The sequence below is a fragment of the Nonomuraea sp. C10 genome (assembly GCF_008017515.1).
GTDB lineage: Bacteria > Actinomycetota > Actinomycetes > Streptosporangiales > Streptosporangiaceae > Nonomuraea > Nonomuraea ferruginea.
On the sequence record NZ_VPFF01000003.1, the window covers coordinates 323762 to 349406 of the forward strand.

19 protein-coding genes are annotated in these 25645 nt (G+C 72.7%); 13 read left to right on the forward strand and 6 right to left on the reverse strand.

The window, feature by feature from the left end; translation table 11 throughout:
• Positions 1-74: 74 nt before the first annotated feature.
• Positions 75-386, reverse strand: a complete 312-nt coding sequence (locus tag FR742_RS32990) for a hypothetical protein (protein ID WP_148035234.1) — start codon at positions 384-386, stop codon at positions 75-77.
• 65 nt (positions 387-451) lie between these two features.
• Complete coding sequence (locus tag FR742_RS32995) at positions 452-1066, reverse strand: TetR/AcrR family transcriptional regulator (RefSeq protein ID WP_148035235.1); 615 nt, start codon at positions 1064-1066, stop codon at positions 452-454.
• A gap of 190 nt (positions 1067-1256) precedes the next feature.
• Between FR742_RS32995 and FR742_RS33000 the strand changes: the two genes are divergently transcribed.
• From FR742_RS33000 to FR742_RS33030, 7 genes are all read left to right on the forward strand, one after another.
• Positions 1257-2846 carry an MFS transporter gene (locus FR742_RS33000; RefSeq protein WP_148035236.1) on the forward strand — a complete coding sequence of 530 codons (1590 nt, stop codon included), beginning with the start codon at positions 1257-1259 and terminating at the stop codon, positions 2844-2846.
• A gap of 120 nt (positions 2847-2966) precedes the next feature.
• Entirely contained in the window at positions 2967-3941 is a 975-nt protein-coding gene (locus tag FR742_RS33005; protein WP_148035237.1) for a phosphotriesterase, read from the forward strand.
• A 37-nt stretch (positions 3942-3978) separates the two neighbouring features.
• Positions 3979-4932, forward strand: coding sequence for a phosphotriesterase (locus FR742_RS33010; RefSeq protein WP_148035238.1), 954 nt, complete (start codon positions 3979-3981; stop codon positions 4930-4932).
• A gap of 14 nt (positions 4933-4946) precedes the next feature.
• Positions 4947-6065, forward strand: coding sequence for an FAD-dependent monooxygenase (locus tag FR742_RS33015; protein ID WP_148035239.1), 1119 nt, complete (start codon positions 4947-4949; stop codon positions 6063-6065).
• 19 nt (positions 6066-6084) lie between these two features.
• Positions 6085-6990 (forward strand): alpha/beta hydrolase, encoded by a 906-nt coding sequence (locus FR742_RS33020; protein WP_148035240.1) that lies wholly within the window; start codon positions 6085-6087, stop codon positions 6988-6990.
• A complete protein-coding gene (locus FR742_RS33025) occupies positions 6987-7907 on the forward strand; it encodes an MBL fold metallo-hydrolase (RefSeq protein WP_148035241.1) in 921 nt (306 codons plus the stop codon). Before FR742_RS33020 ends, FR742_RS33025 begins: the two co-directional genes overlap by 4 nt.
• Before the next feature lie 8 nt (positions 7908-7915).
• Positions 7916-9634: a CocE/NonD family hydrolase gene (locus tag FR742_RS33030; RefSeq protein ID WP_148035242.1), complete on the forward strand. Its 1719-nt coding sequence runs from the start codon at positions 7916-7918 to the stop codon at positions 9632-9634.
• Position 9635: 1 nt separating this feature from the next.
• Here the strand turns inward: FR742_RS33030 and FR742_RS44820 are convergent, their stop codons facing one another.
• Complete coding sequence (locus tag FR742_RS44820; RefSeq protein WP_187281478.1) at positions 9636-12548, reverse strand: SCO7613 C-terminal domain-containing membrane protein; 2913 nt, start codon at positions 12546-12548, stop codon at positions 9636-9638.
• Between the two features lie 374 nt (positions 12549-12922).
• Between FR742_RS44820 and FR742_RS33050 the strand changes: the two genes are divergently transcribed.
• Together FR742_RS33050 and FR742_RS33055 are read left to right on the forward strand one after the other, a co-directional pair.
• A complete protein-coding gene (locus FR742_RS33050) occupies positions 12923-13435 on the forward strand; it encodes an RNA polymerase sigma factor (protein ID WP_187281479.1) in 513 nt (170 codons plus the stop codon).
• 5 nt (positions 13436-13440) lie between these two features.
• Positions 13441-14529, forward strand: coding sequence for a CU044_5270 family protein (locus tag FR742_RS33055; protein ID WP_261809098.1), 1089 nt, complete (start codon positions 13441-13443; stop codon positions 14527-14529).
• Positions 14530-14573: 44 nt separating this feature from the next.
• Here the strand turns inward: FR742_RS33055 and FR742_RS33060 are convergent, their stop codons facing one another.
• On the reverse strand, positions 14574-14870 hold the full coding sequence (locus FR742_RS33060) for a hypothetical protein (protein ID WP_148035244.1): 297 nt from the start codon (positions 14868-14870) through the stop codon (positions 14574-14576).
• A 343-nt stretch (positions 14871-15213) separates the two neighbouring features.
• Between FR742_RS33060 and FR742_RS33065 the strand changes: the two genes are divergently transcribed.
• From FR742_RS33065 to FR742_RS33075, 3 genes are all read left to right on the forward strand, one after another.
• Positions 15214-15669, forward strand: a complete 456-nt coding sequence (locus FR742_RS33065; RefSeq protein WP_148035245.1) for a MarR family winged helix-turn-helix transcriptional regulator — start codon at positions 15214-15216, stop codon at positions 15667-15669.
• Between the two features lie 73 nt (positions 15670-15742).
• A complete protein-coding gene (locus tag FR742_RS33070; protein WP_148035246.1) occupies positions 15743-16063 on the forward strand; it encodes a multidrug efflux SMR transporter in 321 nt (106 codons plus the stop codon).
• A 44-nt stretch (positions 16064-16107) separates the two neighbouring features.
• Positions 16108-16488, forward strand: coding sequence for a multidrug efflux SMR transporter (locus tag FR742_RS33075; protein ID WP_148035247.1), 381 nt, complete (start codon positions 16108-16110; stop codon positions 16486-16488).
• Here the strand turns inward: FR742_RS33075 and FR742_RS33080 are convergent.
• Positions 16481-17293, reverse strand: coding sequence for a DUF6114 domain-containing protein (locus tag FR742_RS33080; RefSeq protein ID WP_148035248.1), 813 nt, complete (start codon positions 17291-17293; stop codon positions 16481-16483). The two genes, FR742_RS33075 and FR742_RS33080, sit on opposite strands and share 8 nt — an antisense overlap.
• Positions 17294-17295: 2 nt before the next feature.
• The gene (locus tag FR742_RS33085; RefSeq protein WP_148035249.1) at positions 17296-17898 is read right to left on the reverse strand and encodes a DUF6230 family protein; all 603 of its coding nucleotides are present in this window, start codon (positions 17896-17898) and stop codon (positions 17296-17298) included.
• A gap of 243 nt (positions 17899-18141) precedes the next feature.
• Between FR742_RS33085 and FR742_RS33090 the strand changes: the two genes are divergently transcribed.
• Positions 18142-25644, forward strand: coding sequence for a type I polyketide synthase (locus FR742_RS33090; protein WP_148035250.1), 7503 nt, complete (start codon positions 18142-18144; stop codon positions 25642-25644).
• Position 25645 lies beyond the last annotated feature (1 nt).

Here is a 25645-nt window from a genome sequence, read left to right on the forward strand (position 1 = left end):
TCCCCTAGACGCGCAACCTTTGGTTGCACATCAAGCTAGCAGCCAAACCCCCCGACACGCAACCATCGGTTGCGTCAGCCCTCGGCATCCCGGTATCGGTACCACGGGCCCGCCACGTGATCGGCGCCGTCCGGCCGCCCTCGGGGGCTCCTGACATAGCCATGGGCGCGGTCCCCCAGCCACCCCCGGCCCAGCTCGAAGTAGACCAGGCCGTTCTCGCGGAAGACCCTCTCGAACGTGAGACCGCCGACGGTCCGCTCCCCGAGCTCCTCGCCCTCGGCCAGCGAGCGGGCGACCGCCTCCATGCCGGCGACCGAGCCGGCGAAGCGGTCGTCCTCCGTGGGAGCCAGGGCCACGAGCGCGGCCAGCAGGAGGGCGGCGGACACCAGCACCGCTCCAGGTAGGCGGCGCCGCGTAACGCGGGGCCCGGCGTTCGGCTCATGGGGGCAGGCTAGTGGCGTCCGATCGTGCCGAACCAGCTCTCCGTGAGGACGTCCAGCATCTCGTCGCGCTCGACGCCCCAGGTGCCCGGCTTCCAGTGGCGCGCGACGTGGTCGAGCTCGGTGATGGCGACGACGCCGCGGAAGTGGCGGGTGCCGGCGGGGAACCGGCCGGCGCGGTCGAGCCCCTCCTTGATGTCGCCGGTGGCCTCGTTCAGCCACTCGTCGAGGAGCGCGCGGATGTCGGGGTCGACGGCCGCGGCCTCGAAGGCGGCCGTGGTGTAGGGGCGGATCACGTCCCACCGTTCGGAGGTGGACGCCAGCCACGCGCGGATCCGCTCGCGCGAGCCGTCCTCGACCACGTCGACCAGCTCGCGCTCGGTGGACCCGCGCTCGGTGGACGGGGTCCGGTCGAGCGCGGCGTTGAGCCGCTCCGAGATGAGGGCCTTCATCAGCTCGACCTTGGACGGGAAGTACGCGTAGAAGGTCACCCGCGTCGTCCCCGCCGCCGACGCGATGTCGTCGACCGTCGTCGTCGCGTAGCCCTTGGACCCGAACAGGTCGAGACCCGCGTCGAGCAGGAGCTTGCGCGTCATCTCCTTCTGTGCCGCACGGAGCGTCGCCATGCGGCCAGCATAGAGCACCCCGGCCGCCTTCCACTCTCACTGATCGTTCTCAATACGTACCGCTCAAATACTTGATGCAGTGTCAAGTCATATGACACATTGCACGCCAATGAGGTGATCGGGCTCACACGGGTGGCCGATCCCGAGCGCGGCCGGAACCGGTCCGGCCTGTGGACAAGAAAGAACCGCGATGACGCAGACCGCTGCGCGCAAGCAGGGCCACACCGCCACGGTGATCGCCGGCTGCTTCGCCGTCCTCCTCGCGCAGGTGGCGTACTCACTGCCCGGCGCCCTCAACGGCACCTTCCACCAGGAGTTCCAGACCACCGGCGCCCAACTGACCTGGGTCACGGCCGCCTTCGCCATCCCCATGGTCGTCTTCGAGCTGACCACCGGCGTGCTCGGCGACCTGTTCGGCCGCAAGCGGCTGCTGCAGACGGGCGCTCTGCTGACCGTGGCCGGCTCGCTCGTCAGCTACGTCGCCGAGACCGTCCAGGCCCTGTGGATCGGGCAGGCCGTGGCGGGCTTCGGGGCCGCGATCCTCTACCCGATCTCGCTGGCCATGCTGGCCGCGGCCAGCCCGTCGCAGGAGGCCCGGTCCAAGGCCATCGCCGTGTGGGCCGGCTTCCTCTCGATCGGTGCGGCGATCTCCCCGCTGATGGGCGGATGGCTGGCCGAGCAGGGCGACTGGCGGGCGTCGTACCTCGTCGTGGTCGCCGCCGCGGTCATCTCGATCGTGATCACCCGGTTCGCCGCCGACTCCTCGGCGCCTGAGGGCCGCAAGCTGGACGTCCCCGGCCAGGTCACGCTGGCCCTCGGCCTGATCGCCATCCTCTTCGCCGCCACGCAGGGCTCCGAAGCCGGGTTCGCCCGCCCCGAGATCATCGGCGCCTTCGTCCTGGGCGTCGCGCTCCTCGGCGCCTTCGTCGTCATCGAGTTGCGCACCGAGGTGCCGCTGCTGCACCTCGGCATCTTCGCCAACCGTTCCTACGCGGTCGTCGCGATCGCCACGGTGGTCGGCATGTTCGCGTTCCTCGCGACCTGCTACTCGATGAGCATCTGGCTCGGCGCGATCCAGCACCAGAGCGCCCTGAAGATCGGCGTGCTGTTCCTGTTCATCCAGGGCCCGGCCTTCGTGCTGGTGCCGATCGTCTCCCACCTGATCAGGAACTTCTCGCCCCGCTGGGTGCTCACCGCCGGCTTCTCCCTCATCGCCGTCAGCGGCGTCTGGTGCTCGACCTTCGACGTCCACGACATGGACTGGACGCGGTTCATCGCCCCGATGCTGGCGCTCGGCGTCGGCTTCGCGCTCACCGTCGGCTCGATCACGGCGGTCGCGATCAACACCGTTCCGCTGCGGCTCGCAGGCATGGCCAGCGCCACCACCAACCTGCTCCGCGACTTCGGCTTCGCCCTCGGCCCGGTGCTCATCGCCGCGTTCGCGGTCAGCCGGGCGAACAGCGACATGAGCGCCGGTTTCGGCGGGGCACTCGGCGCGTCCGGCCTCCAGCCGCCGTACACCGACGTCGCCGGAGGGATCGCGAACGGGAGCGGCGCCATGGCGATCAACTCGATGCCGGTCGTACCCGGCGCCGGCCCGGACACGCCGCCGGTGCCGATGCCCGAGAGCCTGCGCACGCTCGCGCTCGAGTCGCTCGGCAGCGCCTACAGCCTCGCGTTCCTGGTCGCCGCCCTCTGCGCCGCCGCCGCCGCGGCCCTGACGCTGTTCGGGCTCTTCGGCGCGAAGCACGACGCCGACCTGTCCAGTACGAATGGATAGGTAAATTTACGTGACGGACATTTGCTTGACACAATGTAAAACCAGATGCCACGATTCACAGTGCGGGGTGACGCGGTCACTCGCTGAGACCCGAGCTGAAACCCGAAAGGAGTGGCAGTGATGGGCGACCAGACCGACACCGTCAACACCGTCCTCGGCCCGGTTCCCGCGCGGGAGCTGGGTGTCGTCGCGGTGCACGAGGCCCTGCTGTCGGTGTTCCCGGGAGCGGAGCACGCGTTCGACGTCACCCTCGACCGCGCCGAGATCTTCGAGACCCTGGCCGCGAAGCTGACGGACTTCCGCCGCCATGGAGGCGGCACGATCGTCGACAGCACCGGCATGTTCCACGGGCGCGACGTGCGGCTCTACGAGACCCTCTCGCGCGCCACCGGCGTGCACATCGTCGCGTCGACGGGCCAGGGCCCCGAGGAGCTGCTCGGCGGCTACTTCCTGACGCCGCAGACCAACCCGCCGACGCCCTGGCCGGCCGGGAAGTTCGCCGACCTCTTCGCCAAGGAGGTCACCGAGGGCATGGTGGTCCCCCGGGTCGAGCGGCGCGGCGCCGCCGGTCTCATGGCCACCGCCGCGACCTCCTCGGGCATGACCGCGACCGACGAGAGCCTGTTCCGCGGCGCGGCCAGGGCCGCCCTCGCCACCGGCGTCCCGGTGTCCATCCGTTACGGCGGCGACGCCGTACACGATCTCGAGGTCGTCCTGGACGAGAAGCTGCCCGCCGGGCGCGTCGTCGTCGGCGGGCTCGACCGCAGGGACGCCGTCGCGGCCGGCGCGCCGCTCGCGGTCGCGGCCCGCGGCGCCTACGTCGCCCTCGACCACGTGGGCACCGAGGACGACGCCCACGTCACCGACGCCGGACGCGCCGCCCTGGTCGCCGAGCTGATCGAGGCCGGCCACCGCGACCGGATCCTGCTCTCCAGCAACGCGACCGGCGTCGCCAAGGGACACCCCGCCAACGACGTGCGCTACAGCCACGTCCTCACCACGTTCGTCCCCCTCCTCAGGACACGGGGCCTCGGCGACGAGGACGTCCGGCGGATCCTCGTGGACAACCCCCGCGACCTGCTGTCGGTGCGCTGAGCGCGGCAGCCCGAGAGAGCTTTTGAAGGTGAGTTCTGTGTCGAGAGTGAACACCGTCCTGGGGCCGATCCCGGCCGAGGAACTCGGTCTCGTGGCCGTCCACGAGCACATCGGGTACGGCATGCCGGGCTCCGAGCTGGACACGAAGTGGTGGAAGACCCCCGAGCAGCGGTACGAGGAGACCGTCCCGAAGCTGCGCCGGTTCCACGAGTACGGCGGCGGCACCTTCGTCGACGCGACCGGCATCTGCAACGGCCGCGACGTCGACTACTACAGGTCGCTGTCGGCCAAGACCGGCGTGCACATCGTGGCGAGCACCGGCTTCGTCGGCGGCGACACCGCGCTGCCGTTCTTCGCCCGGGCGAGCGTCGGCTACCTGACCGAGCACTTCGTCCACGAGATCACCGTGGGCATCGGCGACACCGGCGGCCGCGCCGGCATCATCAAGGTCGGCGTGAGCCGCGGCGGCCGCATGACGGACCTGGACAAGCGCATCTACCGCGCCGCCGCCCGCGCGGCCCTGGCCACCGGCGTGCCCATCCTGACCCACCTGGCGATCGACGCCGAGAACGCCATCGCCATCTTCACAGAGGAGGGCCTCCCGCTCGACCGCGTCCTGTTCGGGCACGTCGACGACGGGGTGAACGCCGACAAGACCCGTGACACCTGGATCGCGGAGCAGGGCGGCCGGATCGGGTTCGACACCTTCGGCTACGAGACCGAGCTGGAGGACCCGCCCTTCTGGGCCCGTCCGCGCAAGGAGCGGCTGGACCACTTCCTGCGCTTCATCAGTCAGGGGCACCTGGGCAAGGTGCTCGCCTCGGCCGACGCCAACTGCAGCCCGCTGGGCTGGCCGGGCGTGAAGGGCCACACGGTCAACTACATCTTCGAGGACCTCATCCCGGACCTGCGTGCCGCCGGCCTCGACGAGGCCACGATCACCACCATCTTCGTCGACAACCCCGCCGACTTCCTGACGATCCAGAACTGACAAGGACCACAAGCATGCAGCCCTCAGACCTGAAGAACCTGAAGATCGCCGTCGTCGGCGCGGGGTACGCCGGCGCCGCCGCGGCCAAGGCTCTGAGCCTCCTCGGCGCCACCGTCGACGTCTACGAGCAGGCGAGCCGGATCCACGAGGTCGGCGCCGGCATCGGCCTGCGGCCGTCCACCATGGACCGGTTCCGCCAGTGGGGCATCTTCGACGCGATCGCGAAGGTGAGCTCGCCGAGCGACTACTTCGAGATCCTCACCGCCACCGCCGAGCCGATCATCAAGGAGGCCTGGCCGGAGATCGACACCTTCGGCGAGAAGACCCGGCTGATCCACCGCTGCGACTTCATCGAGGCCCTCCTGAGCGTGCTCCCCGAGGGCATGGTCCACCTCGGCCACAAGCTGGAGGGCATCCAGGACGAGGGCGACAGGGCGACGCTGACCTTCGCCAACGGCGCGTCGGCCACCGCCGACCTGGTGGTGGGCGCCGACGGCATCAAGTCGGTCGTGCGCGCGCGGCTGTTCGGCGACAACCGGCCGGTGTTCTCCGGCGAGCACGCCTACCGCGTCGTGATCCCCGTCGGCGACGCCCACGGGATGGCCGTCGACGACAACTTCCGGATGTACATCGGCCGGGGCACGAAGGTCTACTTCCTGCCGCTGCGCCACCGCGACCAGGTCTCGTTCGACATCACCGCCCTGTGCCCCGACAGCACCTGGGCGCCCAAGGTCACCAAGGACGACCTGCTGAAGTGTGTCGAGGGCTTCGACGAGCGGATCGTGGACATCACCCGCGGCCTCGACATGGACGCCGTCAACTGCCGCGCGGTCTACGACATCGACCCGGTCGGCACGTGGCACTCCGGCTCCGTCGTGCTCGTGGGCGACGCGGCCCACTCGATGCTGCACCACCAGGGCCAGGGCGCCAACTCGGCGATCCTGGACGCCGGCGCCCTCGCCGACGCGCTCAAGGACGCCGGCTCCGTCAAGGAGGCGCTGGCGAGCTACCAGGCCGTCCGCAAGCCGGTGACCGACGAGCTTCAGCGGATCTCGCGCCAGGGCTGGACCGAGGACGAGATCAGCGACGTCTTCCCCGGCCAGAAGCCCGCGTCCCAGACGCCCGCGTCGTAGTACATCCCGAAGGTCTGACATGCCACTGCACCCTGACATCGCCCGCGTCCTCGCCGGCCTGCCGGCGCCTCCTCCCGGCCCGCTGGACCCTGCGGCGATGCGCGCCGCCGAGGAGGCCCAGGTCCCGCCCGTGGCCGACCGGCTGCCGCTCCACTCCGTCGAGGACCTCACCGCTGGACAGGTCCCGGTGCGGGTCTACACACCGCACGAGGCGGACGCGTACGGCCTGCTCGTCTATTTCCACGGCGGCGCGTTCTTCCTCGGCAGCCTGGACACCCACGACCACGTCGCAAGGTCGCTGGCGAAGGAGACCGGGCTCAAGGTCGTCTCCGTCGGCTACCGGCGAGCGCCCGAGCACGCCTTCCCCGCCGGGCTCGACGACTGCTACGCCGCGGTCCGCTGGGCCGCCGGGAACCTCGGCCGGGAGGGCGCGACGCTGGCCGTCGCCGGTGACAGCTCAGGCGGCACGTTCGCCGCCGCGGTCGCCGGTCTGGCGCGCGACGACGGCTTCGACCGGATCACCCACCAGGTGATGTTCTACCCATCGCTCGATCTCGACTTCGACGTGGACCGCTACGCCTCGCTGCGCGAGAACGCCGTCGGCTACGGCCTGGAGACGGCGGGGCTGAAGCCGTTCAACGCCTTCTACCTCGACAGCGGCGCCGACCCCGCCGATCCGCGGGTCTCGCCGATCAAACGCGCCGACCTCACCGGGTTGCCGCCGGCGCTGATCGTGACCGCGGAGTACGACCCGATGCGCGACGAGGGTGAGCTCTACGGCCGGCGGCTCAAGGAGGCAGGCGTGGCGGCGACGGTGAGCCGCTATCCGGGCGCCGGCCACGGATTCGTCCAGCATTTCTCCTGGATCCCGGAGTACCACCGGGTCTTCGAGGAGACGGCCGCCTTCCTGAGAGGCACGTCATGAACGTCCATCCCCTGGTCTCGCCGTGGGGCCGGTTCGGGCTGTACAGCTTCTTCCTCGACGCGCCCGAGCCGGCCGTCGTCGACACCGGGATCGCCTCCTCGCCCGCCGAGGGCATGGCCCCCGCGCTGGCCGCCATCGGGCGGCGCATCGAGGACGTGCGCTGGATCCTGCTGACCCACGGGCACATCGACCACGTCGGCGGCGCCCACGCCCTGTGGGAGCTGACCGGCCGCCGCGCGCGGGTGGTCATCCACGAGGCCGACGCCCCGATGCTGCGCGCGCGCCGGGCGCACGTGGACGAGTACCTCCGGGGCCGGGGCCGCTACCTGAACGACCCGGAGGGCGAGGCCAAGGTGACGGCCGCCGCCGACGCGGTCATCTCCGGCGAACTGGAGCCGCACGTGCTGGTCCAGGGCGGCGAGACCCTCTCGCTCGGCGGCGACGTCACCGTCTCCGTCCACGCGATCCCCGGCCACACGCCCGGATCGGTGGCCTACGAGGCCGGCGGCCGGGTGTTCGTCGGCGACGCCGTCCAGGTCCACGGGGCCGCCAACGGCTTCCCCGGCTTCACGGACCCGGCCGCGTACCGCGAGAGCCTGCGCTTCCTGCGCGACGAGATCCGGCCGCGCCACCTCTACCTCGGTCACCCGTACCGGCGCGCGGACGGCACCCCGTACGGCGTCGAGCTCGACGCGGGGCAGGCCCGCGAGGCGCTCCAGCAGAGCCTGGACATCGAGGCGCGGGTGGGTGAGGCGGCCCGCCGCTGCCTCCTGGACGGCCCGCGGGAGACGGACTCGCCGTACTCGCCGTTCGCGCCCGTCGCCGAGAGCCTCGGCTACACCGGCGACCCGGCGCTGGAGCCGTCGCCGTTCTTCACGTCGATGCACGGCTACCGCACGCACCTCGACCAGGACTAGGACATCTCATGGCTGACTTCCAGACGATCCACGCAGGCGGGCAGGCGATCGCCGTACGCAAGGACCTGCGGGTGCCGATGCGCGACGGGGTCACCCTCGCCGCCGACGCCTACCACGGCACGGAGGACCGGCCGCGCCCTGCCCTGATCGCGATGAGCGCCTACGGCAAGGAGCTGCAGGCCCTCGCGCTCACCACGCCGCCGCAGCGCCGCCCCAGCCCGATGTGGGACGGCTGCATCGAGGCCGGCGACATCGCGCGCGTCGTCAAGGAGGACTACGTCCACGTCATCGGCGACATGCGCGGCACCGGCGACTCCGGCGGCGTGATGATCGGCAACTACAACGCCGGCGGCGTCCCCCAGGGCCAGGACCTGTACGACGTCGTCGAATGGGTCGCCGCGCAGCCGTGGTGCGACGGGAACGTCGGCATGATCGGCATCTCGTACTTCGGGTCGATGCAGGTGTACGCCGCGGCCGAGCGCCCGCCGCACCTGAAGGCGATCTTCGTCAGCGGCGGCCACTTCGACTTCTACGAGACCACCTACCACGGCGGCATCATGTGGTTCATGCCCAGGGCCGCCCGCGAGGGACGCGGCGGCGACTCCGGCATCGCCCACACCGACGTACGGTCCCGCATGCAGGCGGTCCACTCCCCCGAGGAGCTCAGGAAGCTCGTCGACGAGCGCCTGCGGGACCCGGACGTCGCCGCGTGGCCGAACCTCGTGCACGTGCTGAGATACCCGAAGAACCGCGAGTTCTGGTTCGACATCGTGATGAACGACCTCGACGGCGAGTGGTACGAGGAGCGCAACCCCGTCAAGCTGGCCGAGAACATCGACATCCCGGTCTACCTGCAGATCGACCAGGGACGCGGCTGGACCGTCGACGGCCACATCGAGCTGTTCGACGTGCTGAAGGGCCCCAAGAAGCTCGACATCGGCTCCTACCCGCCGATGCAGTCGCGCCCCTGGATCGAGGAGCACGACAAGATGTTCCGCTGGTACGACTACTGGCTCAAGGGCATCGACAACGGCATCATGGACGAACCCGCCGTGAGCGTCTTCGTGGAGGGCTCGCGCGAGGTGGTCACCGCGGCGCAGTGGCCGCCGAAGGAGATCGACTACAGGCCGCTCTACCTGCGCCCGCGCCACAAGCTCTCCCCCGAGCCCGAGCTGATGGGCACCGAGCACGCCGCCCCGGACGGCTTCTACCAGGCGCCCCTCACGGTGACCGACAAGGTGGAGATCGTCAGCTGGAGCACCGAGCCGTTCGAGGAGCCCGTGGAGCTCATCGGCACCGGCGCGGCGCACCTGTTCGCCGAGATCGACCAGGATGACACGAACTTCATCATGCGGCTGTGGGACGTCGCCCCGGACGGCGGCCGGCAGCTGATCACCACGGGTTTCCTCAAGGCGTCGCACCGTGAGCTGGACGACCGGACGACCGAGGGCAACCCGTACCACCCGCACACCCGCGCCGTGCCGGTGAAGCCCGGCGAGATCGAGGAGTACGTCCTGCGGCTCTACCCGTTCGCGGCGACGTTCCGCCCCGGCCACCGGCTGCTGGTGGAGCTGTCCAACGACGAACCACTGGCCGACGCGCACAACGCGCTGCTGCCGCCGGACGCCTTCCACCTGCCGGTGGGCCGTCCCGTCACGCACAAGATCTACCGCGACGCGGCCCACCCGTCCCGGCTCGTCCTGCCGTTCACCAAGCGGCACGGGTAGGTCAGTCCATCGCCCTCAAGGTGTCACGCACCTTGCGCAGGTCCCTCATGCGGGCCTCGTACGTCGCCCCGACCACCACGAGCAGCAGCCCGCCCACGGCGATCGGCGCCCAGCGCGGCACCACGAGGAGCATCTCCGACACGTACGGTGCCAGCTCCCGCACCGCGACACCGGCGAGCACGACGGCTCCGATCACCGTGGGCGCCCGCAACCGGAACCTGGCCCCGGCGACCAGCACCACCAGCGCCACCACGCCGAGGGCCAGCGAGCGCCGCCATTCGGCGTCCGCGTAGACCGCGACCAGGCTGGGCAGCATCGTGAAGGAGAGGCCCGCGCCGTACGCCGCCCAGGACCCGACCGGTGCGCCACGCCGCCGCCACCAGCCGGACCCCAGCAGGACCAGCGAGCACGGCACCGTGTACGCCTCGACGACGGTGACCTCGTCCGCCCCCAGCCGCAGCCACGAGGCCAGCAACAGCAGGACGGCGCCGGTGTACCTGAGACCGCGCGCGCCGCCCTGGCCCGCCCGCAGCGACCAGAGCAGCGCCAGCACACCGGCCACGGCGAATCCCATGCTCGCCGCGACCAGGACGCGCACGCCCAGCGAAAGCCCCGCCGCCACCGCCTCCAGCCCGAGGAACAGCGCGGCGAAGGCCGGCGCCCAGACCCGGAGCTCCTTCGTCCTGCCCGCCAGCGCCATGACGGCGGCCGCCGACGCCAGGACCGGCAGCACGATCAGCGTCGCCGGCTCGCTGCCGAACGCGTACGCCGCCGCCCGCGTCGAGGCCGCCCCGGCGACGAGCGCGCACGCCCCGGCCCACCACGGCGCCCGGCCCAGCGTGGCGGCGACCGCCAGCGCGACGGCCAGCGCCACCTGGACCGCCACCACGGCCGGGTAGGCCATCGCGAAGGCCTGGGGCGCGACGGCGACCATGAGCGCCCCGACCACCAGCGCCCCACACGCCGCCACCCGCACCGGCCACTCGCCCCCGCCCCTACCCTCGCCTTCGCCCTTGCCCTGGCCCTTGCCCTCGCCCTCGCCCTCGCTTTTGCCCTTGCCTTCGCCCTCGCCCTCGCCCTTGCCCTCGCTTTCGCCTTCGCCCTTGCCTTCGCCTTCGCCCTCGCCCTTGCCCTCGCTTTCGCCACGAGGCACCGCCCGCCCAGCAGTGCCGGGAAGCACCTCCATCACCGGCCGCCCGCCAGCGCCCCACACAGCCGCCACCAGGAGGGCGGCGGCCACCGTGCCCAGCACCACCACGTCCGCAGGCGACGCCGTCGCGAACGGCTGCCACTGAGGCCCACCCCACGTGCCCGTCCAGAACACGTCCAGCCACGGGAGCGGCGACCCCAGGGTGACCACGAGCCGGGGCAGCAGCGTCAGCGTGACCAGCAACGCCACCAGCCAACCGGTGGTCATGCCCGCGAGCCGTACCCTCCGCCAGGGCAGCCACGTGGCGGCGAGCATCACCGCGAGCGCCGGCAAGAGATAGGCCAGGGAGCGCCAGCCCGCGCCCGGACCGGCCAGCGCCGCCTGCGCGGGCGCGGCCACCACGGCGATCAGCGTGAGCGCGGTCCCGGCGGTGACCACGGCGGCCCAGGTCTCCCCCTCGACGTCGCCCTGCCTGGCCAGCAGCCAGATCACGAACCCGCCCAGCAGAGCCAGCGCAACCAGCGGCCCCACCCTCACCAGAGCCTGACCGACGGACGGAGCCCCCAGCGCGTACGTCGTGCCACCCAGCAGAGCGAGCGCGGCGACCCCGCTGCCGGCCAAGGCGGCCGTCACCCGCACCGCTCCCCGGACGTAACGGACCAGTGCCGCGTCCAGCGCCGCGGTGGCCACCAGCGCGGCGACCAGCCAGGTCCCCGGCAGGCTCCCGGCCAGCAGCGGCAGCACCGGCTGCGCCAGCACCACGGCAACCGGACCGGGCCCGCGGAGCCGCGTGACCCGCGCGTAGGCCACCCCGCTCCGCGGGCGCGGCCCAGTCAGCCGGGTGACCCGGGCGTAGGCCACCAGGATGAGCGCGGTGCCCCCGAGCACCCCCGCCGTGTAATGCGACGCGTCGAGGGCGTCGGACCCGAGGAATCCCGCCTGTCTGGCCGCGTACCCGTCGAGCAGCAGCAGCGCGACCGCGAACCCGGCCACGGTCTCGGCCGTCGCGGTGAGCCCGCGCCGCATCAGCACGACCGGCGCGACCATGACCAACGCGGTGAACCCGGCCAGCACGGCCGCGCGCCCGCCGATCCCCAGCCACCCCCAGCTCACCACGGTGAACACCACCGCCGCCACCGTCAGCAGCAGGCCCCCGAGAATGAGCAGGACGTTCTTCGCAGCAGCCTGCGAGACCTCCCGCGGCGCAGCACCAGGCCCCCCGCCCGCGTAACCCACCACCGGATACGGCGACACCACACCAGCGCGCGGCGCACCGCCGTACGGCGGGACCACACCAGCATGCGGCACACCACCGTACGGCGGGACCACACCAGCATGCGGCACACCACCGTACGGCGGGACCACACCAGCATGCGGCACACCACCGTACGGCGGGACCACGCCAGCATGCGGCGCGCCAGCGTGCGGCGGGAGCACTCCGACGTACGGCGTGCCGCCGTGCGGCGGGAGCACGCCAGCATGCGGCGCGCCGCCGTACGCCGGCGGCGCCGCGTCCCCGACGGCCTGACCCGCCACGCCAGCATCAGCGCCTGCACCTGCACCTGCACCTGTGCCGGTGCCGGTGCCGGTGCCGGTGCCGGTGCCTTTGCCTGCGCCGGTGCGGAGGATGCCGAGCAGGTCCGTGCGGCGGGCCCGCAGCTGCGCCTGCTGGTCCTGCAGCCCGGCGAGAGCCTGGTCCACCTGCCAGAGCTCGTACGCGGCGGGTCCCTGAAGGGTCAGGCCGCACCTCGGGCACCTGGACACCGGCTCCCGGGACCTGGACCTGGACACCGGCTTCTGGGGCCCGGAGCCGGACGCGGACCAGGACCCGGAACCGGAACCGGACCCGGAACCGGAACCGGACCCGGAACCGGAACCGGACCCGGACCCGGAGCCGGAACCGGAGCCGGGCAGCGGCGCTCCACAGTCCGGACATGTCATGCTTTGATGCACCGATACTCCGCTTCAGGGGTGTCGAGATGACCCATATCTCACACTGGCCTCCTTGCGAACCACTGTCACGCGTCCAAGGTGCCCAGGGCCGGATCTGACGGGATCGCCGGTCGGCTTGTAATTTCTGATGGTCTCGGACCACTTCCTCCTGTGAACAGTTCCGGGACACGTGAGGGGTTGGGGCGGTGACGAGCGATCGAGAGCGCTTCACCACCATCTACGACGAATGCCGACAACGCGTATGGGCCTACGTGGTCAGCCGCGCCGGCCGGCAGGTGGCCGACGAGGTGGTGAGCGAGACGTTCGCCATCGCCTGGCGCAAGTTCGACCAGATGCCGCGGAACGCCCTGCCATGGCTACTGGGTGTGGCGCGCAACGTGCTCCGCGACACCATCAGGGCCGAGGCCAGGCGTGAGGGGATCCAGCGCGAGATGCGCGCGTGGATCACCGCCGACGTGGCCGACCACGTGGCCGAACGCCTGGGCGTGCTCAAGGCCATGGCCAGACTCAGCCAGGACGAACGCGAGATCCTCATTCTCGTCGCCTGGCAGGGCCTGAGTCCGAAAGACGCCGCCAAGGTGCTCGGCTGCTCGGTGCCCGCCTTCCGGGTCCGGCTGCACCGGGCGAGAAAACGCCTGCGCACCGAGCTCGAATCCCCCCTGCTGTCCCAGCCCCGGCTCGTCGAGGAGTTGTCGTGAACCCGATGGAAGAGCTGCGTGCCGCCCGCCCGGCCCACCTGACCGGCGGGCCGGTGGACCCGCGCACCCGGCAGGCCGAGCTGGCCCACGCCTTCGCCCAGCCCACGCGGGTGCCGCGCCGCGGCAGGAAGTCGCTGACCTGGGGCCTGGGCCTGGCGGGCGCGGCGGCGTCCGCCGTGACCGCGGTTGCGCTAGCCGTCGGTTCGGCCCCGGTCGTGTCTACGGGAGCGCCGGACGTCGCGGCGCAGCCGGTTACGCTGTCGGCGAGGGAGGTGCTGCTCGTGGCCGCGACCAGCGCGGAGCGCCGGCCCGCCGCCGCCGGAGACTACTGGCACGTCTCCAGCCGCTCCCGCAGTCTCCATCCGGTCAACGAAGGCTTCGTGATCTCCATAGAGCAGGAGACCGAGAGCTGGGTGGGCGCGGACGAACAGTGGGGCTCCACCCGCTCCCTGGGCGTCAGGCCCGCGACCGACGCCGACCGGGCCGCCTGGGAGAAGGCGGGATCACCGCGAGAGCTGACCTTCGCAGGCCGCAAACGGATCCCGATCCAGGAGAGCGCGGAGCGGCCGCGCACCGGTCACACGCGGGGCCAGGAGATCTTCTGGCTCGGCCGCAACGTCACCATGGCCGACCTGCGGAGCCTGCCGACCGATCCGGTTGCGCTCAAGGCTGACCTGCTCCGTTTCTACGAGGGCAAGGACACCGAGTCCGGCGCTCCGATGGCGGAGGACGCCTGGCTGTTCCGGGTGACAGAAGGGTTGATCACCGACATGCCGGTGAGCCCGGAGGTGCTGGCGGCGGCCTTCCGGATGCTGGCTGACCTGCCGTCGGTCACCTCACTCGGCCAGGTCACCGACGCCGCTGGGCGCCCGGGCACCGCGATCGCCATCGCGGACATCTCCCAGCGCAAGCCCGGTGACACCGCCAAGGGCGTGGTGCAGGTCCGGCTGATCATCGACGAGAAGTCCGGCCGCGCGCTGGCGCGCGAAAGCGTGGTCGTCAAACCGGGCGGCCTCCAGGCCGGACTGGAGCCGGGAACGGTGTGGAGCACCCACACCATCCTGGAGACGGGCTGGACGAACGAACACCCGTAGTACGCCACGCCGCGAGCGGCCTGAACGGCGGTCCTGGGTGGCGGTCACCCGCCGCTCGCCGCGCGTGCGGACTGGGAGGGGACGCGCTCGATCGCCCGTACAGCGATATCAGGCCGGTCGGCATAGATGTGGTGTCCGCTCTTCTCGGCCGTGGTCAGCTTGCTGTCGCCGGACAGCGTGAGCCACTCGCGTTGTCCGGCGACCCACGCCTTCTCCAGGCGCGGCCTGTACTCGGGGACGGCCGCGAAGTACGGCTGACCGTGCTCGATCACCTCCACCCCTGCTGGACGGACTTTCCCGTCGGGGATGACGAGCTTCTCCGGGTTCTGGCCCTGGAACACCGCTAGGTTCTGGGCGCGCAGCTCGCGGGTCCCCCGAACAGGACACCGACCGGCCCGCGACCTCGATCTTCCGGGTTCCGGAGAGCGGGCCGGTCTGGGTGGCGGGGGCGAACGGGTCCCGGTTCTCCACCGTGTCGCTGTCGCGGCCGGCGAGCCACGCACCGACCACGGTGGCGCAGAGTGCGGTCAGCACGGATGCCCCTGCGATGCAAGTGGAGCGGGAAGCGGCCGGACACCGCAACGCCGGCCCCGGAATCGTCACCGCTCGGTGGACATCCGCCGGTAGCTCGCACGGAGGAAACGCGGCTTGCGCCGGCGCCAGGTGTCGCGCTACGGTAAGTGCATGCACATGCAGATAGATGACCTCGGGTCGCAGTGGTCCCAGGTCGCGGCGTTCACGTCCGCGATCGACACGGCTCTGGGCAAGTGGCTCGTGGATGTGCATCGGATCGGGCTGACGGAGTATCGGGCGCTGGCCCATCTCACGCAGGCGCCGGACAAGGAGCTGCGGGTCAACGATCTCGCACAGAAGATCGGCCTGAACCAGAGCTCGGCCACCCGGCTGGTCAGCCGGCTGGAGAGCAAGGGCGTCGCGCGGCGCGACATCTGCGCCGACGACGGCCGCGGGGTCTACGCCGTCCTCACCCCGGAAGGTGAGGCGCTCGCGCGTGAGGTGCGGGCGTCCTACGACGAGCGCATCGGCGAACTCCTGGCCAGCGCGTCGGCGGAGGCGCCCCACGTGGACGTCCGCCTGCTCGGCACCGCACTACGACAGATCGCGGACGTCGTCACCCCGTGAGCGACGGCGCCCGGCGCGGCGAGATGCGCCCGCGTACAAATATGTATGTACATGCAGAGAGATAAGGAACATCATGAGCTGGCTCTATCTGGCGATCGCCATCGTCTTCGAGATCGCGGTCGCGATCAGCGCGAGCAACGCGAAGGGATTCACCGACCTGTGGTGGACCGTCGCCACGCTCGTCACCGGCGGGATCGCCACGTTCTTCCTCAGCCTCGCGCTGCTGACCTTCGACGTCGGCGTCGGCTACGCCCTGTGGACGTCGATCGCCGGGGTCGGGATCGTCATCGTCGGCGCCTTGCTGCTCGGCCAGCAGCTGACCTGGAAGAAGCTCCTGGGCATCGTCGTCGTCATCGCCGGTGTCATCGGCCTGCAGCTCAGCGGTGGCGCATGACCTCCGCGCGTCCCACCAACACCACACCCGGAAGGACTTCTCCCATGACACCCAGCAAGACCGTCTCCTGGCTCGTCCTGCTCCTGGCAGGAGTGTTCGAGGTCGGCTACGCCCTCACCGTGAACGGCAGCGAAGGCTTCACCCGTCCGGGCTGGTCGGTCGTCGCCGTCGTGTTCTTCCTTCTCACCCTGTTCTGCCTCAGCGTCGCCCTGAAGGGCATCGACGTCGGCATCGGCTACGCCGTGTGGGCCGGCATCGGGGCCGTCGGCGCGGCACTCCTGGGCCCGGTGTTCTTCGACGAGGTGCTGACCCCGGCGCGCGCCTTCTGGCTGGCCGTGATCATCGCCGGGGTGGTGTGGCTCAAGCTCGCCGACAGTCCCGCCCTGGAGGACAGGCCCGAGAAGACGGCGGCCGGAGTCAGCTGACCCGCTGCGTCAGCCCTTCGATCCGGGCGCGGGCCGCACGGACGAGGAGCCGGTCGGCCTCGACGTCCGTGACGGTCATGGACGGCAGCGGCAGCGGGGGCGGCGGCAGCTCGGGAGTGAACGTGAGGGCGACGCCGCCGACCCGGGCACGCAGCCGGGTCACGTACATGACGACACCGCCCGACAGCCGCAGCCGGGAGAACCGCTGGTGGACGGCCGCATCGGAACCACGCGTCCGGTGCAGGCCGTCCTCGATCTCGACGGCGGACATGGACAGCTTGAGACGGGGACCGGCGGGCCGGCTCACCACTCCTTCGAACCGGCCGCCCCACAGGGTGAGCCGCGCGGCTTCGAGCCCGGAATCGGCGGGCCCGGAGGGGTGGGGGGCCGGCAGGGCGAGAACGAGAGCCACCGGAACAGCCGCGATCGCGCGCAGCGGTTCCTCCCGCCGGCGGGCGGGGCGGCCGTCGGGGCTCCAGGCGCACAGGAGCGCGCCACCCGTGAGCCCGGCGAGCATGCCGAGGCCGAGACCGCCGAGGTTGGACGTGACGAAGGAGCCCAGTGACAGCGCGATGGCGGCGACCCCGAGGAACACCCGCTGCCCGTGCTGCCACCAGCTCAGCAGGCCGGCCGCGACGAGAAGCAGCCCCGCCAGATAGCCGGAGATCCCGGCGACCCCCTGCCGGACCAGGAGCGGGAGCGGCGCGAGCGGCGCCAGCAGGATGACGGCCCCACCGGCGGCCACCCACAGCCCGCCCCAGAAGGGACGGGTACGCCGCCACCGGCGGAATCGGGTGTCAGGCATGGTCAGAAGCACTCGTGGTCGCCGGGCTCGAAGCTGAGCCGCAGCCCGTTGAGCCGGAAGGTGCCGGCGTTGACGGCGTAGGCGGTCTGCCGCAGGCCGGTGATGCGCACGGTGGCCGCCTGCTGGCCGATGTCGCCCGGACGGCCGCCCAGACCGGCGGGGGCGTCGAGGGTGGCGGCGTCGCGGCCGATCTCGATGTCGCCGAACGTGACGTCGCCGGAGAGCTGGTGGAGGTCGATCACGAGGTTCGCGGCCTCCACGGGCCGCTCCCCGTCGCCCGCCCTGACCAGGAACGTGACCGGGCCGACCGGGGTGCGCACGAGCGCCGACTGGCACAGGCCGGTGATCCGCGCCCGGCCGATCACCGAGACGAGGACCGGGCGCCGCCCCTCGGCGGTCGACGCCACGTCTCCGTACTGGGCGAATCCCTTGCCCACGAGCCGGTCGGCCGAGATCTTGAACCGCTCGCCGGACAGCGCGAACGACGCCGCGACGCCCCCTTCGCCGGTCACGCCGACGAGGATCGCGGCCGCCGCCAGCGCGGGGACGAGCACCGCGGCGAAGCGCCGCCACCGCGTGCGGCCGAGCCGCGTCTCGGCTGACATGGCGCTCACCTTCGCTCGGGCGCGGGACGGGGAAGCCGGAACGAGTGAACCGGCGGGCCCAGTATAGGGACTCTTTGCATAACGTTGACTACTCTCGGCAACATTCCTTACGTTTCCGCGGCGCACCACACCATCCCTTAACAGGAGGCATGACGCTTACCAGCAAGGAACACGAACAGTCGCTGTTCGACCACGTACGGCTGTGATGCCATGGGTGTCGCCGACGAACAGGAAAGGTGGCATATGAGCGCAGGCGGGAACGAGCGGACGTGGCCGGGGCGAGCGGTGGCGATCGTGGGCGTGGGCTGCCGGCTTCCCGGCGGCATCCGCGACCTCGACGGACTGTGGCAGGCCCTGCTGCGCGGTGACGACCTGGTCGGCACCGTGCCGCCGGACCGGTTCGAGGCCGAGCGGTACGTCGACGAGTCTCTCCCGCGCCCCGACCGCAGCTACACGCGGGCGGGCGGCTTCCTCGACGACCTCACCGGCTTCGACGCCGCCTACTTCGGGATCTCGCCCAAGGAGGCGGCCTCGATGGACCCGCAGCAGCGGCTGCTCCTGGAGATGGCCGCCGAGGCGCTCGACGACGCAGGCATCGACCCGGCACGCCTGGCGGGGACCGACACGGGGGTGTTCGTCGGCGTCTCCGATCCTTCGTACGGGGTGCTGCAGGCGCTGGAGCCCGGCGGGATCGGCCCCTATTCGATGTCGGGCAGCGCGTTGTCGATCGCGGCCAACCGGCTCTCGTACGCCTTCGACCTGCGCGGGCCGAGCATGAGCATCGACACCGCCTGCTCGTCGGCGCTGCAGGCGGTGGAGCGCGCCTGCCGGGCGCTGGCCGACGGCTCCACGCGGACGGCGCTGGCCGGGGGCGTGAACGTGCTGCTGAGCCCGACCGGGTTCGTCGGGTTCAGCCAGGCGTCGATGCTGTCGCCGACCGGGCGGTGCCGGGCGTTCTCGGCCGACGCCGACGGGTTCGTCCGGTCGGAGGGCGGCGGCGTGGTCGTGCTCAAACGGCTGGAGGAGGCGCTCGCCGACGGCGACCGGATCCACGGTGTCATCGTGGGCGCCGCCGCCAACAACGACGGCCGCACGATGGGGCTGGCGCTGCCCCGTACCGAGGCGCAGGAGGCGCTGCTGCGGCAGGTGTACCGGGAGGCCGGGATCAGCCCGGACGAGGTCGCGTACGTGGAGGCGCACGGCACCGGGACCCAGGCCGGCGACCCGGCCGAGTGCGGGGCGCTGGGGCGGGCGCTGGGCACGGCGCGGTCGGGCGGCCCGCTGCCGATCGGCTCGGTCAAGACGAACCTGGGGCACCTGGAGCCGGCCTCGGGCATGCCGGGGCTGTTCAAGGCGCTGCTGGTGCTGCGGCACGGGACGATCCCGGCGTCGCTGCACGCCTCGACGCTCAACCCGGCCATCGACTTCGACGGGCTCCGGCTGAGCGTCGTCACCCGGCCGCGCCCGCTGCCCGAGACGGGCGGCCGGGCGGTGGTGGGGGTGAACTCGTTCGGGTTCGGGGGCGCGAACGTGCATGTGGCGGTGGCCGCACCGCCCCTCCGAGCGGCGCCGGCGCGGCCGGCGGGGGCCGCGCCGGTGCCTGTCGTCGTGTCGGCCCGGGCCGCGGGCGCGCTGCCGGAGGCCGTCGCGCGGGCGGCCGCACACCTGGCGTCGGTGGACGAGGGTGACTTCTACGACGTGGCCTACACCGCCACCCGGCGGCGCGGCCTGCACCGGCACCGCGCCGTGGTGCTCGCCGCGTCCGCGGCGGAGGCGGCGGGCAGCCTGTCCAGTCTGTACGGTTCGTCGCCGGTGATCGGCGAGGCGGTGGAGCGGGGCCGGGTGGCGCTGGTGTTCTGCGGCAACGGCTCGCAGTGGGCCGGGATGGGCGCCGGCCTGCTGAGTGATCCTGCCTTCCGTAAGGCCGTCGAGGCCGTGGACGACGAGCTGGCGACCCGGCTGGGCTGGTCGGTGCTGGAGGAGCTGACGCTGCCCGCGGACCGGTGGCGGCTGTCGGCGACCGAGCGGGCCCAGCCGCTGCTCTTCGCCGTCCAGGCCGGGCTCGCCGGGATGCTGGAGGCGGCGGGCGTGCGGGCGGGGGCGGTGCTCGGTCACAGTGTCGGCGAGGTGGCCGCCGCATACGTCGCCGGGGCGCTGTCGCCCGCCCAGGCCGCGCAGGTGATCGCCGAGCGCGGCCTGGCGCAGGCCGCGACGCGCGGGCAGGGCCGGATGGCGGCGGTCGGGCTGCCCGAGGCCGAGGCCCGGCAACTCCTGGCCGGTTACCCCGGGGTGGAGGTGGCCGCGGTCAACTCCGACCGCGACGTCACGGTCGCGGGGCCGCGGGCGGCGCTCGGAAGGCTGGGCGAGGATCTGGCGGCGCGCGAGGTGTTCTTCCGCGAGCTGGACGTGGACTATCCGTTCCACAGCGCGGCCATGGACGGGGTGCGCGAGCCGCTCCGCGCGGCGCTGGCCGACCTGAGGCCGTCGCGGACGCGGATCCCCATGGTGTCGACCGTGACCGGCGAGCCGCTGACCGGCGAGGAGCTCGACGCGACGTACTGGTGGCGCAACGTGCGGCGGCCCGTGCGCTTCTCGGCGGCGGTCGAGCGGGTGCTCGCCGACGGGTTCGACGTGCTGGTGGAGGTGGGCCCGCACCCGGTGCTGCAGTCGTACCTGCGCCGCGTCGCGGCCGCCGCCCGCGTCCGCGCCGCCGTGGTGCCGACGCTGCGGCGTGGCGCTGTGGAGGAGACCGCCGCGAGCGCCGCCGTCGGATCTGCGGTGGCGGCGGTCGTCGCGGCCGGGGGTGACGTCGACTGGGACCGCTACTTCCCGCGGCCGGGCCTCGTACGGTCGCTGCCCGCGTATCCGTGGCAGCGGCAGCGGCACTGGCTGGGCGGCCCGCTGACCTGGGTGCGCACGATCGGCGACCCCGAGATCACGCACCCGTTGCTGGGCCAGCGGCTGCCCGCGCTCGACCCTTCCTGGTACGGGGAGATCGACCAGGTCCGGGTGCCCTGGGTGACCGACCACCGGGCGGGCGGGGCCGCCGTGATGCCCGCGACCGGCTACGTGGAGATGGCGCTGGCGGCGGGCCGGCAGGCGATCCCGGACGCCGGCGAGGCGATCGAGGTGGACCGGGTGAGCATCACCCGCGCACTGGTGGTGCCGGGGCCGGGCGCGGAGCCGGTCTGCGCGCAGACGTCGCTGTCCGCGGAGACGGGCACGATCACGGTGGCGAGCACGACGCGGCGCGGGCAGCATCCGCGCGAGCACTTCCGGGCGCGGGTCCGGCCGCTGCTGCGCCCGGCCCCGGCGCCGCTCGACCTGGCGGAGCTGCGCGCCCGCGTCGCCGAGCCCGTGGACGTGCCCGCCTACTACGCGCGGGCCGCCGAGGGGCGCATGGTGTGGGGTCCGGCGTTCCGGGTGCTGACGGGGTTGTGGCGGGCCCCGGGCGAGGTGCTGGGCGCGTACACGTGCCCTGACCAGCGGGACGAGCGCTACCAGGCGCATCCCGTGCTGTTCGACAGCGCCCTTCAGGCGGGCGTGCTGTGGCTGGTGGACGCGCTGGTGGGCGGCACGGGTTATATGCCTGCCGCGATCGGGTCGGTCCGGCTCTGGGGCAGACCGGCTCCGGAAGGTTTCCTGCATGTACGGGAACGTTCCAGTTCTGTCGAGGAGGTGTGCTGGGACATCACGGTCACCGGGGACGACGGCCGGGTGGCGGCCGAGATGGAGGGGGTCCGGCTGCGCCGGACGCCCGGCCTGCACGCCACGCGGACCGAGCGCTACCACGTCGAACTCCGGGCGACGCCCCGGCCCGGGGAGCCGGCGGACGCCTGGCCGGGGCCTGATCCGGCGGGCATACTCGCGGGGGCTTCCGCGCGGCTGGGCGAAGTGCGCTCGGCCTGGCGTGAGCTGCGCTACCCGGAGTACGCGGCCAAGCTGGAAAAGACGTTCGCCCGTACGCTCGGCGCGGCGCTGGCGGCCTTGACCGGCGGAGGCGAGCTGACCGTCGACGATCTGGCCGCCGCCTGCCGGGAGCCGCACCACCGTGCGCTGGTCCGGGCGGCGCTGCCGCTGCTGGAACGGCACGGCGTGCTGGAACGCCGCGGCGAGCGGGGGGTGCGCCTGGCCCCGCCCGCACCGGTCACGACCGAGCTGCGGGGGCTGGCCGTGGCGGGGGCGGCGTTCCCCGCGCAGACGGCGCTGGCGGTGCGGGCCGGGCTGCGGCTGCGCGAGGTGCTGGCCGGGGAGGTCGCGGCCGGCGACGTGCTCGGCTCGGACGGGGCCGGGGAGCTGCTGGACCAGTATCACGACGTGGGGCCGGCGAGCCTGTTCGCGAACCGGCTCGCGCGGGCGCTGGTGGAGCAGGTCGTCAAGGGGTGGCCGGCCGACCGGCCGCTGCGGGTCCTGGAGGTGGGCGCGGGGACGGGCGGCACCACGGTGACGTTGCTGCCGATCCTGCCGGTCGACCGGGTCCGCTACACGGTGACCGACGTGGCCGAGCCGGTGCTGGCCCGGTTGCGGCAGCGGCTGTCCGGGGTGGACGTCGCCGAGTTCGGCCTGCTCGACCTGGACGCCGACCCGGCCGGGCAGGGGTGGCCGGCCGGCGGGTTCGACCTCGTGGTGGCGGCTGGGTGCCTGCATCTCGCGCGTGACCTCACCGGCGCCCTCCGCGGGCTGGGACGGCTCCTCGCCCCGGGCGGCAAACTACTCGTCGCGGGACCGCACCGGGCCGGACCGCTGCTGCCGTTCCTGGGGCTGACACCGGAGCTGTGGGGCCCCGACGCGCTCCCGTCCGCCCAGCGGTGGCCGGAGCTGCTGGCGGAAGCCGGATACGCCGACATCATCCAGACCGGCCCCGAACAGGACCCGGAAGCAGGCGACTTCTCCGTACTCCTCGCCACCTCTCCCCCCGGCCACATGGCGGAGAGGATCGCCGACGGCGGTGCGGACGGCGTGTGGGTTGTCGCTGCGGAGGACGACGGGGATCCACTCGCCGTCGAGCTCGCTTCGTCGCTGCGGGAGCGGGGCGGGCGGGCGGATGTGGCGCCCCTCGCCGATGATCCCGCCGCGTGGGCGGCCGCGGCCTTGTCGGCGAACATGGTCACGTTCGCGGTCGTCCTCGGCGGCACAGGCCCGGAGGACGCCGTCGAACGGATCACCCGCCGGGCCGCGGCGCTCCGCGCGATCGCCCTGGCCTGCGAGCAACTGCCGCACCACGTCCAGGTGAGGCTGTGGCTGGTGACCCGCCCATGCGGCGCGCTCCCGCAGCCGGGACCAGCCGACGACGTCTACGCCGGAAACACCAACCCGGTGAAGACCGCCGACGCCGCATGCCCCGAGAACGCCACCGATCCCGTACAGACCCTCCACCCCGACAACGCCACCGACCCCGTACAAACCCTTCACCCCGAGGATGCCGCCACCTGGGGGACGGTGCGGTCGCTCGGGAACGAGCAGCCTCAGTTGGACGCCCGGCGGGTGTGCCTGCACCGTAGTGGCGACGTCCGGCGCGACGCGGCGCGGCTGGTGGCGGAGCTGGTGTCGGCCGGGGAGGACGACGAGATCCTCCTCACTCGCCGGGGACGGTTCACGCCGCGTCTGGTGAGGTCGGCGCCGCCGTCCGTCCTCGCCGGCCGCCGGGGCGCGTACCGGCTGGCGGTGCGTGACCCGGGGCTGTCGTACGAGCTCTGCTGGGAACGGGCCGAGATCCCGGAGCCCGGGCCGGGCCAGGTGCTGATCGAGGTACGGGCGATCGGGCTGAACTACCGCGACGTCATGTTCACGGTCGGCCTGCTCCCGTCGGAAGCGGTCGAGGCGGTCTTCGGCGGCCACGAGCTGGGCCTGGAGTGCGCCGGCACCGTCACCGCCGTGGGGCCGGGCGTCGTCCGGCTGAGGCCCGGCGACCGGGTGATGGCCGCGGGCCCGGTGGGGTTCGGCAGCCACGCGGTGGCCGAGGAGTGGACGGCCGTCCGGATCCCCGACAGTCTCACCTTCGCCGCGGCGGCCACGCTGCCGATGGCGTTCTCGACCGCCTACCACTCGCTGCACGGGTGCGCGCGGCTCCGGCCCGGCGAGACGCTGCTGGTGCACGGCGGCGCGGGCGGGGTCGGCCTGGCCGCGCTGGAGTACGCCAGGCACGCCGGCGCGCGGGTGATCGCCACGGCGGGCAGCGAGGCCAAGCGCGACCTGCTGCGCGCGCTGGGCGCCGCGCACGTGCTGGACTCGCGCAGCCTGCGCTTCGGCGAGCAGGTCAGGGAGCTGACCGGGGGCCGCGGCGTGGACGTCGTGCTCAACTCCCTGGCCGGGGAGGCCATCAGCCGCGGCCTGGAGTGCCTGCGGCACGGCGGCAGGTTCGTCGAGCTGGGCAAGCGCGACATCTACGAGAGCAGGCACGTGGCGCTGCGGCCGTTCGGCGACAACCTCGCGTTCTTCGGCGTGGACGTGGGCACCCTCATGTGGAAGGACCCGGCGCTGATGGCCGAGCGGATGACGGCGGCGTTCCAGCACGTGCACGACCAGCGCCCGCTGCCGCACACGGTGTTCCCGGCCGAGCGGGTGGCCGACGCGTTCGCGCTGATGCGGCACTCCCGGCACATCGGCAAGGTCGTCGTCTCCCTCGGCGACCCTGTCACGGTGCGGTCCCGGCCCACCCGGCGTCCGGCTGCGGGCACGTACCTGATCACGGGCGGGCTGAGCGGGTTCGGCGCGGAGACGGCGCGGCACCTGGCGCGGGGCGGGGTGCGGCGGCTGGCGCTCGTCAGCCGGCGCGGCGCGGACACGCCGGGCGCGGACACGCTGCTGGAGGAGCTGCGCGGCCTCGGCGCGGAGGCCACCGCGCACGCGGCCGACGTGGCCGACCGCGACGCCATGCGGGACATCCTGCGCGAACTGGACGCTTCCGGCCACCCCGTGCGCGGCGTCGTGCACGCCGCCATGCATCTCGACGACGCGGCGCTGGCCGATCTCTCCGACGACCGGATCCGGGCGGTCCTGCGCCCCAAGGTCGCGGGCGCGCTGGTGCTGGACGAGCTCACCGCGGACCTGCCGCTGGAGGCGTTCGTGCTGTACTCGTCGCTGACGACGATCGGCAACATCGGGCAGTCGCCGTACGTGTCGGCGAACCTGTTCCTGGAGGCGCTGGCGCGACGGCGGCGGGCCCGGGGCCTGCCCGCGCTCGCGGTCTGCCTGGGCGCGCTCGCCGGCACCGGCGTGCTGGCGCACGGCACGCAGGCCGAGGCGCTGAAGCGGTTCGGCATCGACTCGGTGGACCCCGCCGTGGCGCTCGCCGCCGTGGACGCCATGCTGGCCGACGGGGCCGACGTGGCCGTGGTGGGCCGCTGCGACTGGGCCAGGCTGCGGCAGACGCTCCCCGGCCTGCGACGGCCGTGGCTGTCGGCGGTGCTGCCGCCCGGCGCCGATCAGGCCCCCGACACCGGCGACCTGCTGTCGGAGCTGGCCGCGATGACCGGCGACGAGGCGCACGAGCACGTCGTCGAGCAGATCACCGCCCTGCTGTCCGCGGTCCTGCTCGTCCCGGCCGCAGACATCGCCCCCGACCGGCGGTTGGACGAGTACGGCCTGGACTCGCTCATGGCCACGCAGCTGCTGCTGTCGATGCGGCACGCGTTCGGGGTGGACATCCCGCCGATGGAGCTGATCCGCGGCGCCGGGACCGTCACCGACATCGCCCGTACGGTGCTCCTCCACCTGGGGCTGCACTCCACGCGTCCGGCTTCCTGAG